14 protein-coding genes and 1 pseudogene are annotated in these 18,475 nt (G+C 73.1%); 5 read left to right on the top strand and 10 right to left on the bottom strand.

Annotated features, from left to right (window positions below; all coding sequences use genetic code 11):
- Positions 1 to 72: 72 nt before the first annotated feature.
- Positions 73 to 1,224 (top strand): Gfo/Idh/MocA family protein, encoded by a 1,152-nt coding sequence (locus ACSP97_RS30525; RefSeq protein ID WP_440555235.1) that lies wholly within the window; start codon positions 73 to 75, stop codon positions 1,222 to 1,224.
- Positions 1,225 to 1,273: 49 nt separating this feature from the next.
- Entirely contained in the window at positions 1,274 to 2,278 is a 1,005-nt protein-coding gene (locus ACSP97_RS30520; RefSeq protein ID WP_358681162.1) for a Gfo/Idh/MocA family protein, read from the top strand.
- Between the two features lie 40 nt (positions 2,279 to 2,318).
- Here ACSP97_RS30520 and ACSP97_RS30515 read toward each other — a convergent pair whose 3' ends face one another.
- From ACSP97_RS30515 to ACSP97_RS30490, 6 genes are all read right to left on the bottom strand, one after another.
- Entirely contained in the window at positions 2,319 to 2,510 is a 192-nt protein-coding gene (locus tag ACSP97_RS30515; protein WP_180328428.1) for a hypothetical protein, read from the bottom strand.
- 121 nt (positions 2,511 to 2,631) lie between these two features.
- The gene (locus ACSP97_RS30510; RefSeq protein WP_355529896.1) at positions 2,632 to 3,060 is read right to left on the bottom strand and encodes a nucleotidyltransferase domain-containing protein; all 429 of its coding nucleotides are present in this window, start codon (positions 3,058 to 3,060) and stop codon (positions 2,632 to 2,634) included.
- Complete coding sequence (locus tag ACSP97_RS30505; protein WP_355153067.1) at positions 3,057 to 3,959, bottom strand: sugar phosphate isomerase/epimerase family protein; 903 nt, start codon at positions 3,957 to 3,959, stop codon at positions 3,057 to 3,059. Before ACSP97_RS30505 ends, ACSP97_RS30510 begins: the two co-directional genes overlap by 4 nt.
- A gap of 2 nt (positions 3,960 to 3,961) precedes the next feature.
- Positions 3,962 to 4,858 (bottom strand): ATP-binding cassette domain-containing protein, encoded by an 897-nt coding sequence (locus ACSP97_RS30500; RefSeq protein ID WP_355153066.1) that lies wholly within the window; start codon positions 4,856 to 4,858, stop codon positions 3,962 to 3,964.
- A gap of 3 nt (positions 4,859 to 4,861) precedes the next feature.
- Positions 4,862 to 5,926: an ABC transporter permease gene (locus ACSP97_RS30495; RefSeq protein WP_355153064.1), complete on the bottom strand. Its 1,065-nt coding sequence runs from the start codon at positions 5,924 to 5,926 to the stop codon at positions 4,862 to 4,864.
- Positions 5,923 to 6,942: a sugar ABC transporter substrate-binding protein gene (locus ACSP97_RS30490; RefSeq protein ID WP_358269671.1), complete on the bottom strand. Its 1,020-nt coding sequence runs from the start codon at positions 6,940 to 6,942 to the stop codon at positions 5,923 to 5,925. The genes ACSP97_RS30495 and ACSP97_RS30490 overlap by 4 nt, the downstream gene beginning before the upstream one ends.
- A gap of 389 nt (positions 6,943 to 7,331) precedes the next feature.
- On the opposite strand from ACSP97_RS30490, the pseudogene ACSP97_RS30485 reads away from it, so the two are divergent.
- Positions 7,332 to 7,424 (top strand): annotated as a pseudogene (locus tag ACSP97_RS30485) (carbohydrate ABC transporter permease); the annotation flags it as partial.
- Between the two features lie 75 nt (positions 7,425 to 7,499).
- On the opposite strand, the gene ACSP97_RS30480 reads toward ACSP97_RS30485, so the two are convergent.
- The 3 genes from ACSP97_RS30480 to ACSP97_RS30470 all read right to left on the bottom strand — a co-directional run bounded on the left by ACSP97_RS30480 (position 7,500) and on the right by ACSP97_RS30470 (position 10,323).
- A complete protein-coding gene (locus ACSP97_RS30480; RefSeq protein WP_355153061.1) occupies positions 7,500 to 8,558 on the bottom strand; it encodes a CU044_5270 family protein in 1,059 nt (352 codons plus the stop codon).
- A complete protein-coding gene (locus ACSP97_RS30475) occupies positions 8,555 to 9,181 on the bottom strand; it encodes an RNA polymerase sigma factor (RefSeq protein WP_355153059.1) in 627 nt (208 codons plus the stop codon). The genes ACSP97_RS30480 and ACSP97_RS30475 overlap by 4 nt, the downstream gene beginning before the upstream one ends.
- 122 nt (positions 9,182 to 9,303) lie before the next feature.
- The gene (locus ACSP97_RS30470) at positions 9,304 to 10,323 is read right to left on the bottom strand and encodes a LacI family DNA-binding transcriptional regulator (RefSeq protein WP_355153057.1); all 1,020 of its coding nucleotides are present in this window, start codon (positions 10,321 to 10,323) and stop codon (positions 9,304 to 9,306) included.
- A 225-nt stretch (positions 10,324 to 10,548) separates the two neighbouring features.
- Here ACSP97_RS30470 and ACSP97_RS30465 point away from each other — a divergent pair, with 225 nt between their 5' ends.
- Both ACSP97_RS30465 and ACSP97_RS30460 read left to right on the top strand, forming a co-directional pair.
- Positions 10,549 to 13,752 (top strand): glycosyl hydrolase 115 family protein, encoded by a 3,204-nt coding sequence (locus tag ACSP97_RS30465; protein ID WP_440555228.1) that lies wholly within the window; start codon positions 10,549 to 10,551, stop codon positions 13,750 to 13,752.
- Positions 13,753 to 13,769: 17 nt separating this feature from the next.
- Positions 13,770 to 15,107, top strand: coding sequence for an SGNH/GDSL hydrolase family protein (locus ACSP97_RS30460; RefSeq protein WP_355153053.1), 1,338 nt, complete (start codon positions 13,770 to 13,772; stop codon positions 15,105 to 15,107).
- Positions 15,108 to 15,252: 145 nt separating this feature from the next.
- On the opposite strand, the gene ACSP97_RS30455 is transcribed toward ACSP97_RS30460, so the two are convergent.
- Positions 15,253 to 18,390 (bottom strand): discoidin domain-containing protein, encoded by a 3,138-nt coding sequence (locus ACSP97_RS30455; protein WP_440555226.1) that lies wholly within the window; start codon positions 18,388 to 18,390, stop codon positions 15,253 to 15,255.
- Positions 18,391 to 18,475: the final 85 nt, after the last annotated feature.

The raw sequence follows: 18,475 nt of genomic DNA, 5'->3' as shown, positions 1-18,475 counted from the left end.
TCCGAACAAAGGTGGCCCGGGGCGGGAGATGGACCGGTCCAAACAGCGGCCGGGACCCGGAGAGGGGCTGCCATGGTGGAAGAACTGGGTGTCGCCGTCGTCGGGTTCGGCTGGATGGGCCGGGTGCACACCCAGGCGTACGTCCGTCTCCCCCACCACTATCCGCGGCTGCCGCTGCGGCCCCGGCTGGTCACGGTCGCCGACGAGGTGCCGGGGCGGGCCGAGGAGGCGGCCGAGCGGTACGGGTTCGCCGCCGCGACCCGCGACTGGCGGGAGGTGGCCGCCGACCCCCGGGTGCGGGCGGTCAGCGTCACCGCGCCGAACTTCCTGCACCGGGAGATCGGGGTGGCGATGGCCGGGGCGGGCAAGCACGTCTGGATCGAGAAGCCGGTGGGGCTGACCGCCGAGGACGCCCGCGCGGTCGCGGACGCGGTCGGCGGGGCCGGGGTGCAGGGCGCGGTCGGCTTCAACTACCGCAACGCGCCCGCCGTCGAGGCCGCCCGCGAGCTGATCGCCGCCGGGGAGATCGGCACCGTCAAGCATGCGCGCATCCGGCTGTTCAGCGATTACGCCGCCGATCCGGACTCCGCCCTCACCTGGCGTTACGAGCGGCGGCGCGGCGGCCGCGGGGTGCTCGGCGATCTGGCCTCGCACGGCGCCGACCTGGCCCGCTTCCTGCTCGGCGAGATCGCCGCGCTCACCGCCGACACCGCGGTCTTCGTCCCGGAGCGCGCCCGCCCGGCCGGCCCCACCGCCGGTCACGCCCGCGCCGCCGGCGGGGCGCGGGGACCGGTGGAGAACGAGGACTACGTCGGCGCTCTGCTGCGCTTCGCCTCCGGCGCCCGGGGCGTGCTGGAGGCCTGCCGGGTCTCGGTCGGCGAGCAGAACGGCTACGGCTTCGAGGTGCACGGCACCCGAGGAGCGGTGTCCTGGGACTTCCGGAGGATGAACGAGTTCGCGGTCGGCCGGGGCACCGGCTACCAGGACCAGCCGATGAGCACCGTCCATGTCGGCCCGGGCGCCGGGGAGTTCGCCGCGTTCCAGCCGGGCGCGGCCAACGCGATGGGGTACGACGACCTCAAGGTCATCGAGGCCTACCGGTTCGTGCGCTCCATCGCCGAGGGCACGCCGTACGGCGCGACGCTCGCCGACGCGGTGCGCGCCGCGGCCGTACTGGACGCGATGGCGCAGTCCGCCGAGAGCGGCACGTGGGTGCGCCTGTAGGCGCGCGCACCCGACCGGAACATTCCCGACCAGCCAGGAGTGGCAACCCATGCGTATCGGAATCCTCGGCCTCGGCCGCATCGGCGCCTTCCACGCCGAAACCCTCTCCGCGCTCGACGTCGTCACCTCGCTGGTGGTCGCCGATCCGTTGGCGGACGCCGCCAAGGCCGCCGCCGAGCGGTTCGGGGCCGAGATCGCCGACTCGCCCGAGGCGCTGCTGGCCGCGGGGGTGGACGGGCTGGTCGTGGCGGCGGCGACGGACGCCCATCCGGCGCTGATCCGGGCGGGTGTCCAGGCCGGTGTCCCGGTGTTCTGCGAGAAGCCGGTGGCCCGCACCATGGCGGAGGCCGTGGCGGTGCGCGACACCGTGCGCGACGGCGCGGTGCCGGTCCAGATCGGCTTCAACCGCCGCTTCGACGCGGGTTTCGCCGCCGCGCGGGAGGCCGTGCGGGCGGGCGAGCTGGGCCCGCTGCACACCGTGCGCTGCACGACGCTGGACCCGGCGCCGCCGCCGGCCGCGTACATCGCCGCCTCCGGGGGAATCTTCCGGGACTGTTCCGTGCACGACTTCGACGTCATCCGGTGGGTGACGGGCCGCGAGGTGACCGAGGTGTACGCGGTCGGCGGCAACCGGGGGGCCGGCTACATCGGCGAAGCCGGTGACGCCGACACCACCGGCGCGCTCCTCACGCTGGACGACGGCACGCTCGCGGTGGTCTCCAACTCCCGCCACAACGGCCGGGGTTACGACGTGCGCATGGAGCTGCACGGCTTCACCGACGCCCTGGCGGTCGGCCTGGACGACAAGCTGCCGCTGCGTTCGGCCGAAGCCGGGGTGAGCTTCCCGGCCGGTCCCCCACACGACTTCTTCATGGACCGCTTCACCGCCGCCTACCGGGCCGAACTCGCCGCGTTCACCGAGATGGTGGCCGGTGACCGGCCGTCGCCGTGCACCGTCGAGGACGCGCTGGAGGCGGGCTGGATCGCGGAGGCCTGCACGCTCTCGCGCCGCGAGCACCGTCCGGTGCCGCTGACGGAGGTGCGGCAGGCCTGACGCCGCGCACCGGGGGCCGGCCGCGGTACCGGGGTAGCGGTCAGCCGCAGTACCGCACCAGCCACTCGTCCGCGTGATAGCGGTCCCGGGCCGGGTCCGGCAGGGTCGCCGGCCTGGTCTCGACCGTGTCCTCGGGGCGTATCCGCTCGGGCAGCTTGCCGAAGCGGTCCCGGCGCAGGGCCGCGTCCGCGGTGTCCTGTGCCGTCTTCCGGGGTTCCGTGCGGTGTGTCATCTTCGTCCTCCCGTCTGCGCGGGCATCCCCCGTCTCCTTCTCCAACGCCCGCGTGCTCCGACTTGGTTCCCGGCCGCGCCGGGGGTGAATCCGTCGTGGTTGCGCAGGAACCCCGCGGCGCTCAGGGACGGCAGTGCGCGAGCAGCGCGGCGAGGACGCCCCCGGGGTCGTGCAGCACACGGGCCCCGTCGGCGACGACGCGGCGGGTACCGGGGTCGACGGGGTCGGTCCGCGCCCAGTCCGGGGTGCCGATGCCGAACTCGATCTCCAGGCCGGAGGGCAGGGTGTAGCGGCGTTCGGTGACCGGGCCCCAGGCCCGGGTGCGCACGGCGTCGCCGAGGGCGAGTTCGCCGGCCCAGGCGTCGGCGAAGTAGTGCGCGGGATCCGTCGTCAGCAGGACGAGGTCGACGTCCGAGTCGGGGCGTGCGGCGCCGCGGGCGTAGGAGCCGACCAGCAGCAGACCCGTGACGTCCTCGCGGCGGGTGGCCCACCGGGTGACGCGGTCGAGGAAGTCCCCTACCTCGGCGAGGCGTTGGGGTGTGACGTTCATGCCCCGCACGACCGCAGGAACCGCCGGGTGCGTTCCGCGATCGGCAGGGGCCGGTCCGGTTCGCAGGGGTACATGTCCTGTTCCACGATGGCGAAGAGGTCCACGCCCAGCTTCTGGGCCGCCTCCAGGACGGGACCCAGCTCCGGTACGCCGTGCGGGGGTTCGCACATGACGCCGCGCTGGACGGCGGGCCCGAAGGGCAGCCCCCGGGCGACGACGTCGGCGAGGACCGCGGGGTCGACCTGCTTGAGGTGCAGATAGCCGAGGCGCTCGCCGTAGGTCTCGATCAGCCGGACGCTGTCGCCGCCGCAGTAGGCGTAGTGCCCGGTGTCCAGGCAGAGACCGACCAGCGCCGGGTCGGTGGCGTCGAGGAAGCGCGCGACGTGGGCCTCGGTGTCGATGTGCGTGTCGGCGTGCGGGTGGACCACGATGTCCAGGCCGTACGTCTCCTTCACCTCGCGGCCCAGGCGCTCCATGCCCCGGGCGAGGTGGCCCCACTGCTCGGTGGTCAGCTCGGGCGGCTCCAGGATCTCGGCGGTCCTGTCGTCCCGCCAGAAGGACGGGATCACCACCAGGTGCCGGGCACCCATCGCCCGGGTGAGGGCGGCGACCCGGCCGACGTGGGCCCAGGTGTCGGCCCAGACGCCGGGGCCGCGGTGCAGTGCGGTGAAGACGGTGCCCGCGGAGACCTTCAGGCCCCGGCGGTCCACCTCTTCCCGCAGCCGGGCGGGGTCGGTGGGCAGATAGCCGTAGGGGCCGAGTTCGATCCACTCGTACCCGGCCTCGGCGACCTCGTCCAGGAAGCGGTCCCAGGGCACCTGCCGGGGGTCGTCCGGGAACCAGACGCCCCAGGAGTCGGGGGCGGAGCCGACCCGGATGCGGTCGAGGACGTGGGGCATGGTCAGGGGTTCCCTTCAGGGGAGGTGTCGGCGGGGTCCGGCCCCTCGGGGAGCCCGTCGCTCCCCACGCCGCGTGCCTGCGCCAACTCGTGCTTGAGGGCGGCGAGTTCGGCCCCGCCGGCCATGTGGTCGGTCAGCTCTTCGAGGGTGATCTCGCCGCGGTCGGCGGACAGTTCCAAGGTGCCGAGGCGCAGCACGCTGAAGTGGTCGCCGACCAGGTAGGCGTGGTGGGGGTTGTGGGTGATGAGGACGACGCCGAGGCCGCGCTCGCGGGCGGCGGCGATGTACTTCAGCACCACGCCGGACTGTTTGACGCCGAGGGCGGCGGTCGGCTCGTCCAGGATGAGGACCCGGGCGCCGAAGTGGACGGCGCGGGCGATGGCCACGCACTGGCGCTGGCCGCCGGAGAGGGTGCCGATGGGCTGTTCCAGGTCGTCCAGGACGATGCCCATGCGGCGCAGTTCGCGGTCGGCGGTCTCCTTCATGCGGGCGATGTCCAGTCGGCGCAGCGGTGGGCGGCCCTTGGTCAGTTCGGAGCCGAGGAAGAAGTTGCGCCACACCGGCATCAGGGGCACGGTCGCCAGGTCCTGGTAGACCGCCGCGATGCCCCGGTCCAGGGCCTCGCGCGGGGTGCCGAAGCGCACCGGGCGGCCGTCGACGAGGAAGTCGCCCTCGGTGTGCCGGTGCAGCCCGGAGATGATCTTGATGAGGGTGGACTTGCCGGCGCCGTTGTCGCCGAGCACACAGGTGACCCGGCCGGCCCGCACCGTGAGGTCGACGCCGTGCAGGGCACGGACGTTGCCGTACGACTTCCCCGCCCGGCGCAGTTCGACCAGGGGCGCGCCCGCGGCGGCGTCGGGCAGGGCGGTGCCGTGGGTGCCGGCTGCGTTGTCGTTCATCGGTTACCTCCGCGTCGCCGTGCGCCGGACCCACAGGTTGATCAGGACGGCGCCGAGCAGCATCACGCCGAGGAAGGCCTTGAACCAGTCGGGGTTCCAGCCGGCGTAGACGATGCCCTGGTTGACCATGCCGAACATGAAGGCGCCGAAGAGCGGGCCGATCGCGGAGCCGTAGCCGCCGGTGAGCAGGCAGCCGCCGATGACGGCCGCGGCGATGTAGATCAGCTCGTTGCCGACGCCCTCGCCGGACTGCACGGTGTTGAAGGAGAACAGGTTGTGCATGCCGGTGAACCAGGCGCCGAAGCCGACCAGCATGAACAGGGTGATCTTGGTGAACCGCACCGGGACGCCGACCGCGCGGGCGCTGTCCTGGTCGCCGCCGACGGCGAAGACCCAGTTGCCGTACTTGGTGCGCAGCAGCACCCAGGTGGCGAGCGCGGCGTAGACCAGCCACCACACCACGGTGATCTTCACCTGGACGCCGCCGACGTCGAAGGAGGACGCGAAGATCTTCTTCGCCTGGCCGAAGCCGTCCATGTCGCTGATGTCGTCGGTGGCGACGTTGCCGGTGACCAGCTTGGTGACGGCGAGGTTCACGCCCTGGAGGATCAGGAAGGTGCCGAGGGTGACCAGGAAGCTGGGCAGTCCGGTCCTGACCACCATCCAGCCGTTGAAGGCGCCGATGGCGAGCGAGAGGGCCAGGGCAGCGATCACCCCGGTCCACACGTTCAGGGTCAGCTGGTAGCAGAGCATGCTCGCGGTGAGCGCCGAGGTGATCACGGCGACGCCGGACGACAGGTCGAACTCGCCGCCGATCATCAGCAGGGCGACCGGCAGCGCCATGATGCCGATGGTGGAGGACTGGTAGAGGACCGTGGCCATCGAGCCGCCCTGGCGGACCGACGGCGCGGCGATCAGGAAGAAGACCAGGACGGCGGCGGCGCCAAGGAAGACGCCCACCTCGGGCCGGGCCAGCAGCCGCAGCACCGGCGGGCGGCGGGCGGTGCGGCCGTCCGCCGCCCGCGGGCCGGGCGCCGGCGGTGCGCCGACGGTCCCCGGGCCCGTCACCGGGTGCCCTTCGCGGCGAACCCGGCGACCTTGTCGACGTTGGACCTGTCGACGAACGCCGGGCCGGTGAGGACCGGCTGGACGCCGCCACCGCTGTAGTTGCCGTTGTACTTGTAGAGCCAGAGCGAGTCGACCGCCAGATAGCCCTGGAGATAGGGCTGCTGGTCGACGGCGAACTCGACGCTGCCGTTCTGCACGGCCTTGACCAGGTCTTTGTTGAGGTCGAACGTCGCGACCTTCGCCTTGCCGCCGGCGTCGCCGACCGACTGCGCCGCGGTCGCGGCGAACGGGGCGCCGAGGGTGACGACGGTGTCGATGGCGGTGTCCTGCTTCAGTTTCGCCGTGATGGTGGCCCGTACGGAGGGCATGTCGGTGCCGTTGACGTACAGCGTCTCGGTGGTGCCCTTGAAGGTCTTCCGCACCCCGTCGCAGCGCTGGGTGAGGCCCACGTTGCCCTGCTCGTGGATCACGCAGACGACCTTCTTGGCACCGGTGGTGTTCAGCTTGTCGCCGAAGGCCTCGCCGGCCACGCTCTCGTCCTGTCCGAAGAACTCCGTCAGCCCGAGCTTCTTCCAGTCGGCGAGCCCGGAGTTGAGGCCCACCACCGGTATGCCGGCGCGCTCCGCCCTGGCGAGCACGCTCCTCATCGCGTCGGGCTTGGCCAGGGTGACGGCGATGCCGTCGACCTTCTGGTCGACCGCGTTCTGCACCAGGTTCGCCTGGTTGCCCGCGTTCGGGTCGGCCGAGTAGACGAGCTTGATGTTGTCCTTGGCCGCCGCGGCCTCGGCGCCCTTGCGCACGGTGTCCCAGAAGGTGTCGCCGGGCGCCTGGTGGGTGACCAGGGCGACGGTCATCCGGGGGGTGTTCGCCTTGCCCGCGGAGGCGTTCGCCGCGGCCTGTTCGGCCTTCTTGCCACCGTGTCCGCTGGAGCAGCCGGTGAGGGCCAGCGCCGCCGCGGCGGCCACGGCCACCAGCGGAACCAGCCTGCGGGGGCCCGGACGGGAAGAGCGGTCCATCGTTGCTTGCACCTCGCTGTGCGTGCGACAGGAAAGGGCGCTGTTGCGTCGGGAGGCGATCCAAGTCCCTGCCGGACCCACTGTCAAGGGTTTGTCCAGACATAGGTTCACCCGTAAGTCCGGATGTAAGAACAAAGCACATCGCGCCAGGCGTGAGCGACACGGAGGGCGGTCACGTTTCGGGCAAGACAACTCCCGTTGTGCACCCGCCTCTTGACGCCCATGCGCCCCCGAGGATGTGATGGCGGTCACACTGTTCGGTCGAGTTGGTTCATGAGCGGTTTCGACAAGTCGCGGCGATCGACTCACCCCCGTGGCCGAACCCTGTACCCCTCGGGAGCCGCCATGCGTCCGTCCCAGCCCGGTCCGTCCCGTCTCCCAGCCGTCGCTCCCTGCTGACCGCGATCCCGACCCTGGCGGTGTACTTCGCGCTCCAGCGGCAGTTCGTCAGCGGGCTGACGCTCGGCTCGAACAAGGGGTGACCGCCGGGCCCGGAGATCGGTTCTCACCGCGCGCCCCTCGCCCCGGCCGGGGCGAGGGGCGTCGGCGGCCGGGCGTCAGGCGGTCCGCGTGCCGTCCGCGTCGGCGGGCCTGAGGCCCGCCTTGTCGACGACGGCGTGCGCCAGTTCGGCCGTGCCGGACAGCAGGGTGCCGGCCTTCCCGTACGACGTGTCCCTGATCAGGAAGGTGCGGGCGCCGAGGAAGGAGTAGTCCTTCGGGTCGAAGACCCACTCGGTGCGCACTCCGTAGCGCGTGTCGTCGCGGACGATCCCGAGGCCCGGCCGGCCGATCACGTCCCGCGCCTCGACGGTCCGGCGGACGCCCGGGATCCGGGCGGCGGCCTGGTAGAGGGCGGCGGCCGTGCGGGGCGGCATCATCCCGCCGAGCAGACTGCCGATCTGCTCGAACACCGCCTGGTCGCGCTGGCGTCGCTCGGCCTCGGGCGTCTTGGCGTACAGGTAGTCGAGCAGCCGTGCGGGGTCGGTGGGCAGCGAGCCGAGCCAGCGGTAGGTGGGCCGGCCGAAGCCGGCCGGGGTGCCCTCGGTGTCGCCCAGTTCGGCGTTGAGGGGCAGGGTCTCGCCGTCGACCCGGGACAGTCCGAGCCTGTGCAGCGGCCCGGGCTCCTGCGCCAGCCACGTCTCCTCGTCCTTCAGCGGGCCGACGACGGCCTTACCGCTGGTCACGTCGGCCCCGCGGATCTTCTCCCGGGTGTACACGAACTGGTCGTCGCGCACGGTGAGCGTGTCGTGCCGTGCCGCGGCGGCGGAGATCCGGTGCAGCAGGGCCGCGGCGGGCCGCGTGTCCGTGGCCGCCGTCGTGGTGCCGCCGTGGGCCGGCCCCGCGTTGCCGGTCAGGGCGATGCCCGCGGTCAGCGCGCCGGCCAGGGCCAGCGCGGCCGCCGACGCGACGCGTACGGTCCTGCGCCGCGGGGTGCGCCGGACGGGTTCGGTGGCCGCGGTGGACGCGGCGCGGTCGTGGTCGATGTGCTGCATGAGCAGTTCCTTGTGCCGTAGGTGCTGCTCGCGCGTGAGGTCCCGGTCGGCCGGGGCCGGCAGCAGACGGGCGATCTCGTCGCGGTCGTCGGGCCGGTTCCGGGCAGCGGTGCTGTCGGTCATGTGAGTTCCTCCCGCACGGGCAGGGCCGCGAGCGCGGCCGCACTGGTGGTCTCTCCGCGGCGGATCCGTGGTTCCCGGCCGCTTTCGTCGGCGAGCCGGGCGAGCTTCCTGCGGGCGCGCGACAGCCGGGACCGCACCGTGCCGACCGGGATGCCCAGCGCCTCGGCCGTCTCCTGGTAGTCCAGGCCCGACCACACGCACAGGACCAGCACCTCCCGTTCCGGCCGCCGCAGCCTGCCCAACGCCGCCTGGACGGCGTGCAGTCGGCGCGCGTCGTCGATCCGCCCGGCCGTCCGGGCGGCGAAGTCCTCCACCGCGCCCGGGGACTGGCGCGCGAGGAACAGCTGCCGCCGCCGGGCGCTGCGGCGCGCGTTGTCCGCCTTGTGGGTGGCGATGCCCAGCAGCCAGGGCAGCAGCGAGCCGCCCTCCTCCTGGACCCGGTCACGCGAGCGCCACGCGGTCAGGAAGGTCTCGGACATGACCTCTTCGGCCGTCGACCAGTCACCGGTCAGCCGCAGCCCGTGGTTGTACACGGCCCGGGCGAAATCCTCGTAGAGCCGGGCGAACGCCTCGCGGTCCCCCTCGCGCACGCGGCGGCGCGTGTCGTTGTCTGACTTGTTCACACCCACTTCTCTCCGCACGGACCGGGCGGTTCCCGTGTCCCGCGTCACGCCGTCGGGGCCGGGTGAGGCGCACGCGGGGCCGGTTCGTCCGGGCGTGGCGGGCGTCGCAGCGCGCCGGAGGATCAGCGGGGCGCGGGGCCGGTGCTGCTGCGGACCACCAGCTGGGTGGCGAGTTCGAGGTGCGGGCTCTCCAGGGTCTCCCCCTGGATCAGCCGCAGCAGCGTGCGCGCGGCGACCTGACCCATCTCGTCGAGCGGCTGGCGGACGGTGGTGAGCGGCGGCGGGGACCACTGGACCTGGGGCAGGTCGTCGAAGCCGACCACGCTGAGGTCGTCCGGGATGCGCAGCCCGCGCTGCCGGGCCGCCTCGTAGACGCCGAGCGCCATCTGGTCGCTGGACGCGAAGATCGCGGTGGGCGGGTCGGCGAGGCCGATCAGCTCCGATCCCGAGGCGAAGCCGGCCTCGTGGGAGAAGTCCCCCTGCCGGACGAGCCGGTCGTCGATCCGCACGCCGGCGGACTCCAGCGCGGCCCGGTACCCGTCCAGGCGGGCCCGGCTGCACAGCAGCGTCGGGGGCCCGGTGATGACGCCTATGCGGCGGTGCCCGAGGCCGAGCAGGTGCTCGACGGCGCTGCGTCCGCCGGCCCAGTTCATGGCGCCGATCGTCGGTATGCCGTAGGTGGGCACGCCGGCCGGGTCGACGATGACGGCGGGCACGCCCAGGCGGCGCAGCTCGGCGTGGAGTTCGGGGGCCAGCTCCGAGGTCACCAGGATGACGCCGTCGGAGGCCCGCGCCCGCAGGTTGACCAGCCACTGCCGGGCGGACGTGCTGCGGTGGTGCACCGCGGAGACCACGGTGCCCAGACCGGAAGCGTGCGCCACGTCCTCCACACCGCGCAGGATCTCCACGGCCCAGGGGCTGTCGAGGTCGTTGAAGACCAGGTCGATCAGTTCGGCCCGGCCGGCGGTCTGCGCGGCGCGCCGCCGGTAGCCGTGCCGGGCCAGCAGTTCCTCGACCCGGCGGCGGGTCGAAGGGGACACGTCGGCGCGCCCGTTGAGCACCCGGGAGACCGTCGGCAGGGACACGCCCGCCTCCCGGGCGATGTCCGCGATCGTGACGCGCCCCGCGTCCTGTGCTGCCATCCGAGCCTCCTCGCCTGCGCTGCTCAGCATAGGCAATCGCCGTTCGCCGGCCGGCGGGCGTGCCGGGCCGGGCCGCCACCGCCGTCAACCCGTCGGTTTCGCACGGCGGTTGGTGCCGCGCGTATTGACGGCCGCTCGGCCCGTCCCTAACGTTTCGCGACAACTTCCGGAAATTTTCCGGAAACACTATCGGCGAGGGGGCTCGCGGGCCCCACGGAGGGCGGCATGGATTCTGCGCGGCGCGGGCCCCACCCGACGCGACCCGGCACCGGCATGAGCCGGCGCACGGCACTGGCCCTGGGAGCCGGTCTCACCGCACTGGCGACCCCCGCCGCCTCCCTGCTGGGCCCGGCCGGTGCCGCCTGGGCGGGTACGTCCACGAGCACGGTGCGGCCCACCGACCCCGGCGCGTACATCACCACCTCGCGCGGGCCCGGCACCTTCCCGCTCGTCGAGCGCGGTGCGGCCACCCCCCTCGTGGTCAGCGCCGACGACCACCCGGGTGTCGTCCGCGCGGCCGGTGACCTCAAGGAGGACCTCAAGCGGGTCACGGGCATCGAGCCGGACCTGTCCCCCACCCTCCCGGCGGGCCGGCGCGAGGTCGTCCTCATCGGCACCATCGGCAAGAGCCCGCTGATCGACGGTCTGGTGGCCGCCGGCAAACTGGACGTGACGGGGATCGCGGGCAAGTGGGAGACCTCCCTGGAGCAGGTGGTGGACCACCCGCTGCCCGGGGTCGACCGCGCCCTCGTGATCGCCGGCAGCGACCAGCGCGGCACCATCTACGGCATCTACGACGTCAGCCGGGGCATCGGCGTCTCGCCCTGGTACTGGTGGGCCGACGCCACCCCGAGCCACCAGGACCTGCTGCACGTCCGGCCCGGCCGGCACACCCAGGGCACGCCCGCGGTGAAGTACCGCGGCTTCTTCATCAACGACGAGAACCCCGCGCTCGGCACCTGGGCCCCGGCCCGGTTCGGCCCCGGCCTGGCCCCCGGCCACCCCGACGGCTTCAACCACCTCTTCTACGCCAAGGTCTTCGAGCTGATGCTGCGGCTGAAGGCCAACTACCTCTGGCCCGCGGTGTGGGGGCGCGCCTTCGCCGAGGACGACCCGGCCAACCACGCCACCGCGACGGCCTACGGCATCGTCATGGGCACCTCCCACGAGGCCCCCATGATGCGGGGCATCGAGGAGTGGAACCGGCACGCCGTACCTGCCGCGCGCGACGCCCAGGGCAATGTCGTCACCCCGGGCAGCGACCCTTACGGCGGCACCGGAGAGTGGAGCTTCCGCCACAACTCCGAGTCGCTGAAGGCGTATTGGACGGAGGGCATCCGCCGCATGGTGCGCGAGGGCTTCGAGGGCGTGGTGACCCTCGGCATGCGCGGCAACGGCGACACCGCGCTGCCCGACGGCGACGGCATCGAGCTGATGCGCGACATCGTCTCCACCCAACGGCAGATCATCGCCGACGTCACCGGCAAGCCGCTGTCGCAGACCCCGCAGGTGTGGACGTTCTACAAGGAGGTCCAGCGTTACTGGGAACAGGGGCTGCGGGCGCCCGACGACGTGACGGTGGTCTTCACCGACGACAACTGGGGCAACCTGCGTCTGGTGCCGAGCCCGTCGCTGCCGCCGCGCGAGGGGGGTTACGGCCTCTACCACCACTTCGACTACGTCGGCGCCGGCCGCAACTACAAGTGGGTCGACACCGCCAACCTGGCCAATGTCTGGGATCAGCTGAACCAGGCCTACACGTACGGCATCCGGCAGCTGTGGATCGTCAACTCCGGTGATCTGAAGAGCAACGAGCTGCCCACCCAGTTCTTCCTGGACTACGCCTGGGACCCCGACCGGTGGCCGGTCGAGAACGTCACCGAGTGGCTGGAGCACTACGCCCGGCAGAACTTCGGGCCCGAGCACGCCGCCGCCATCGCCGCCGTCCTGGGCAGGTACGGGCAGCTCCAGGCCCGCCGCAAGCCGGAGCTGCTCAACCGGAAGATCACCGTGGACCCGGACAAGGACCTGGCCACGGACCCCTCCGCCGTCGTCTACGACGACCAGGCGACGCCGTTCAGCATCACCAACTACCAGGAGATGGAACGCGTCACACAGGAATGGCGGGAGCTGTCCGCCGCGGCCGAGCGCATCGAGTCCGCCCTGCCGGCGGACCGGCGGGACGGCTTCTACGAACTGGTGCTGTATCCGGTGAAGGCGACCGCCAACCTCTACGCCCTGCGTCAGGCCCAGTTCACCAACCTGCTCTACGCCGCCCAGGGCCGGGCCGCCACCAACTCGCTCGCGTCGGCGGCGGAGTCGTACTTCCGCACCGACAAGGCGCTCGCCGACCGCTTCAACAACACGGTGGCCGACGGGAAGTGGAAGGGCTTCCAGACCCAGCCGCACATCGACTACGGGGATGTCGCCCGGTACGGCCCGGACGCCCCCTGGCAGCAGCCGCAGATCGACAACGCGGCCATCCCCGACGTGATATTCCCCGCCGTCAAGCGGATCACCCCGGCCGCGGGGTCCCGGATGGGCGTAGCCGTCGACGGCTCCGACCAGGCGTGGCCCGGCTCCACCGCCGACTGCGCGCTGCCCGCGCTCAGCCCGTACGCCACCGGACCGGCCCCGTACATCGAGATCTTCAACCGGGGGACGACGCCCTTCGACTACCGGATCAGGACCGGCGTCCCGTGGCTGTCCGCCGACGCCACGCGGGGGCGGGTCGACAGCCAGGTGCGGGTCACCGTCCGGGCCGACTGGGCCCGCGCGCCCAAGGGCAGGCACCGGGTGCCCGTCACGGTCACCGGGCCCGGCGGCGAGCGGGTGACGGTGCGGGTCCCGGTGGACAACCCGGACGTGCCCCGGCGGAGCCTGAGCGGATTCGTCGAGGCGGGCGGCTGCGTCTCCATCGAGGCCGACCACTACGGCAGCGCCCACGGCGGGGGCGTCGTCTCCTGGCGGCGGCTTCCCGGCATCGGCAGGACCGGCTCGGGCATGGAGCCCTTCCCGGTGACCGCGCCACGGCAGACACCGGGCGGCGACGGCCCCCGCCTGGAGTACCCCGTCATGCTCTTCACCACCGGACCGGTCACCGTGTCCGCGTACCTGTCGCCCCGCAACAACATCCTGGCGAGCGACGGCCTCACCTATGCCGTCTCCTTCGACGACGACCGGCCGCAGTCGGTGAACATCACCAAGGTCACCGGCTCCGACGACGGCACGATGAACATGCAGTGGCAGCGGAACACCTCGGACAACGTCAACGTCACCACCACCACGCACCGGATCACCCGGCCCGGGCGCCACGTACTGAAGTTCTGGATGGTCGACCCCACCGTCGTCCTGCAGAACCTCGTCGTGGACACCGGCGGACTCCAGCCCAGCTATCTCGGCCCGCCCGAGAGCCTCCGGCTGCGCTGAAGGAGGGAACACAGGTCATGGCCCGAACATCCGCACTCCTGGTGAGCCTGGCCGCCGCGGCCGTGCTCACGGTCACCGGTGTCGCCACGTCCTCCGCGGCCGGCGGCGAACGCACGACGAGCACCGCCCGGGTCGCCGCGGCCGGGCACTGGGTGAACACCTGGACCTCGATGCCCCAGCTGACCGAGCCGGGCAACATGCCGCCGGCGCCGTTCACCCAGCCGGGCCGGGTCTTCGCCGACAGCACGGTGCGCCAGACCGTGCACGTCTCGGTCGGCGGTACGCATCTGCGGCTGCGCTTCTCCAACGCGTTCGGCGGCGCGGCGCTGCCCCTCACCGCCGTGTCGGTGGCGCTCCCGGAGGGCGGTCGCGCCGGGTCCGCCGCCGTGCGGGCGGGCACCGTCCGGAAGGTGACCTTCGACGGCCGCTCCTCGACGGTGGTCCCGGTCGGCGCGGAGGCCGTCTCCGACCCGCTGGACCTCGACCTGCGGGCGGGCTCCAACCTCACGGTGACGCTCTATCTGGCCGACGGCCAGGCGTCGGACGACATCACCTCGCACCCCGGCTCCCGGACCACCTCGTACATGGTGAACGGGAACCACGTGGCCGACGCGGACCTCGGCGGGGCCGCCACCACCGCCCACTGGTACTTCCTGAGCGGGGTGGAGGTCTGGTCGAGGAGCACCACGGCGGCGGCCGTCGTGCTGGGCGACTCGCTGACCGACGGCCGGGGTTCCACGACCGACGGCAACGACCGGTGGACGGACCAGCTGCTGGCCCGGCTGCGGTCCACGCCCCGCACCGCCCAGGTCGCGGTCCTCAACCAGGCGGCCGGCGGCAACCGGGTGCTGAACGACGGCCTCGGCCCCAATGTGCTGGCCCGCTTCGACCGCGATGTGCTGGCGCAGAGCGGGGTCCGGTGGCTGGTCCTCTTCGAGGGCGTCAACGACATCGGCACCGCCGCGCCCACCGAGGCCGCACAGCGGCAGACCACCGCGGACCTGCTCGCGGCCTACGACCAGATCGTGGTCCGGGCGCACGCGCAGGGCATCCCCGTGTACGGCGCCACGCTGACGCCCTTCGGGGGGAACACGGGCTACGACGACCCGGACGGCCACCGCGAGGCGGCCCGGCAGGCGGTCAACCGCTGGATCCGCACCAGCGGCCGCTTCGACGCCGTCCTCGACTTCGACCGGGCGGTCCGCGACCCCGGCCAACCCCGCCGGCTGCTGCCGTCGTTGGACGTCGGCGACCATCTGCACCTGAACCCCGCCGGGTACCGGGTGCTGGCCGACGCGGTGCCCACCCGGCTGTTCGGACCGGACCGGCCCGCCCCGGACTTCGGCCTTCACTGACCCGACCAGCACAGGAATCAGCACTCTTCGCCCGTCGTCACCACCTCGCCGTGCCCCGGAAGGCCGGCCTGCGCTGCCTGACCGAGCACGCCGCCCCCGGCCAGTGGGACTGCGCCCGGTGCCCCCGCCCGCCGGCTCACGCCCGTCAGCGCACCGTGAGGGCCACCAGGCGCGCGGCTCCCGGTCCGGAGGTGTCGGTCGCCAGGGCCACGTAACGGGCGGTGGCCCTGGTGGCGAGCTCCCGGCGGGGGCCCTTCCCGGTCATCGTGCCCGCGCTCCGGTAGGTCAGGCCGTCGTCGCTGACCTCCACCCGGACGGTGGGGACGCGCCCGCCGGTCCAGTCGGCGCGGACGCCCGTGAACGCCACCGAGGCGCCCAGGTCCACCACCATCCGGCCCTTCGGTCCGGGCGTCCAGGCGGTGTGCGGGTCGCCGTCCACGGCCGCCCGCGGGTCGGACATCCCCGCGGGCAGCGGGTTGGTCGGGAAGACGGTCCGGCCCAGCGCCAGATCGTCCACCGGGAACGCGGTGGCTCCCGGCACCCGGACGGTGACGCTGCCGCGGACGGTCGCCACGACGGTACGGCCCTGGCCGCTCACCCGCACCTGGCACGACGCCCCGGACAGCCGCACGGTGGCGGCGTCCAGCACCTCGGCGACCAGGCCCGAGGGCAGCCTGCGGCCGGTCGGTGGGCGCAGGGACAGCCGCGGCGCCAGGAGCGCGGCCGAGGCGGCGTCGAGGCGGACCTCCAGCGAGGTCCCGTCCGAGGTGACCGTCTGCCGGCCCTCGAACAGCACCCGGTCGGTGCCGGTGGAGGGCACCGCGACCGTGGTGGACACCGCGGCGGCCGTGAGGTTGAACAGGCTCAGGTGGTCCTCGGTCAGGGCCGCCCGTACCCCGTCGGCGCCCGGCCGGGGCGCAGGCCGGGCGGCCAGCGCGCGCAGGGTGCTCGCCGAGGCGCCGGGTATGCCCTCCACCAGCAGCGGCGCGGCCGGCCCGTCGGCGAGCACCACGGTGTCGCCGTAGACCGACAGGGGCAGCGCCGAGCCGCGCACCACCAGTCCCGCGCGGCCGTCGATGTCGAGCCAGCCGCCCTTGCTGGTGACGTCCGGGGTGGGCCAGGACGCCAGGTCGGTCCAGGTCCGCCCGTCGGTGGAGCCCTGGACGAGGTACTTCCGTCCGGCGGCCGCCTCCCAGCGGACGGTGACCCGGTCCAGGGACCGGGCGGCGCCGAGGTCCACCTGCAGCCAGCTGTCGGCCCGTTTGCGGTCCCCCTTGGCGACCGCCCACCGGGTGGTGGTGCTGCCGTCCACGGCGAGCGCGGGACCCATGCCGGTGTCGGAGGAGGACGCGGTGGCGGTGGCGCCCTGGGCGAGGTCGGCGCCGCCGGCGCCGTCCCGGGCCTCGAACTCGTAGATCGAGTAGCCGTAGGCGGGGTCGCCCTGGACGCCCTGCATGCGCAGGTACCGGGCCGAGGTCCGGATGAACGTCAGCTGGTCCACCCGGCCGCCGGTGGTCGTGCCGTCGCTGTCGGCGGCGGCGACGGTGTGGCTGCCCTCGGCGTACCGGTAGGTGCGCGACCCGGTGAGACCGGGCATGCCCGGCATGGTGAGGTTGTAGACCTCCAGGTGCCCCTCGCCCTCGCCGGTCCCGGTGGTGGCGTACACCACCGCGCCCGAGGGCAGGGTGGTCAGGCCCGCGTACGTGGTGGAGCCGAGGTCGAACACGGTCGCGCTGCCGTCGAAGCCGTCCCGCACCGCGTGGTAGGCCCGCACCCGGCGGCCGGCGACGGTGCCGGTGGCCGCCGGCAGGAACATCGGCGTGGCGGCGCTGAGCTTGAACAGCCAGTTGTCGTGCGCCGGTTGCCAGGCGAACTTCACGAACCCGGCTTTGCTCACGGCGGCCGACCAGGCGCCGGACGACTGGTGCGACAGCAGCCCCGGGCCCGCCCCGAAGTCCATCACGCCGGACGCCCGCTGGAAGAACTCCGTCTTCGACAGTGCCCGCACCCGCCGCCCGGACCGCGCCGCCCACAGGTGGAGCAGATAACTGATGGCGACCTCGGCGCGGGCCTCCGGCTCGTACTTGGGCTCGCCGGAGAACTTCGCCAGCCGGTGCTGCGGCGGGTAGCTCTGGTACGCCTCCAGCCGCTCCGCCATGGCCTGTTCGGCCCGGGCGGCGGCCCGGTCGCCGATCACCTGGGCCTGGAACGCCAGCGGGATGACGTCACGCCCGTACAGGTGCTCCCGGTCGTTGATCATCGGCATGAACGGCTCGCCCGCGTCGCTCATCACGTTGAGGATGCTGCGCCACAGCGGGCCGGTGTTGGGCTGGTCGGTGACCACCTGCGGCAGGTCGCGGCCGGCGGTCAGGTAGTGGATCGCGGTCCGGGCGGAGGTGCGCCACACCTCCTCCTGGTAGTGCGGTTCGAAGGAGCCGTGGTTCTCGACGAGGAAGGTGTCCCACAGGTTGTGCCCGGTGTTGGCGCTGACCGCGGTCCCGTCCACGGCGGCCGGGTTGGCCAGGTCCGCCGCGGGAAGCCCCGTCTCGTTCCGCGACCAGTCGCGGTAGGCCGCCAGCCAGTCACCGTGGCGCGGGTCGTCCTGCGCCCAGACCAGGGCGGGCACCAGCGACTGGGCGTAGACGCCCATCTCGTCGACCTTGGTGTCGCCCTGCCAGCCGCCCCTGAGCCCGTTGGGGGTCCAGGGGGACGACAGCGGGTCGTCACCGGTGCCGAGCGACGTGGTGTAGGCGGCCTGGTTGCGGATCAGCGCGTCCACGTTCTTCTGCGTGGTGGCGTCGAGGTCCGGCCACAGCAGCCGGGCGGCCAGCGCGAAGTAGAGCTGGAAGGTGGTGTCGAAGAAGAGCGTCTTGCCCCACTCGGTACCGCCGTTGTTCCGGTTGGAGGCGGCGAAGTGCCGGATCGAGGCGACCGTCCGGTCCTTCAGCGTGGCCGCGTCGATGCCGGCCTTGGCGGCGTCGTAGGTGCCGTGGGTGAGCAGGACCGCGTTGCCGAGGACGACGGCGAAACCGAAGTCGGTGGCCGTGTAGTGGCCCTTGGCCGCGTCCCACTGGGTCTCCGACCAGTGGGTGTGGTCGAGCAGGACCCGGTAGTAGACGTCCGCCACCGGGTCCGGGGCGGCCGGGGCGCCGGTGCCGGTGTGCCCGGCGGCCGACGCGGTGCCCTCGGCGAGGGCCGTGGGGAGCGCGGCCAGGGCGGCCGAGGCGCCGAGGAGCTGGACGAACCGGCGCCGGTCGACGGGGAGCGGAGGGAGCTGGGACACGTTCGATGCCTCTCGCTGGTTCTGGTTCAGGCATGGTCGGGCGATGCGGTGCGCGGGGGGCACCGCCGGGGTGCTCTCCGCGACG

This window comes from Streptomyces sp. SCPE 10 (assembly GCF_051980735.1).
In the GTDB taxonomy this organism is placed as follows: domain Bacteria; phylum Actinomycetota; class Actinomycetes; order Streptomycetales; family Streptomycetaceae; genus Streptomyces; species Streptomyces misionensis.
The sequence above is the reverse complement of the archived record's forward strand: the minus strand, read 5'-3'. Positions and strand labels throughout refer to the sequence as shown.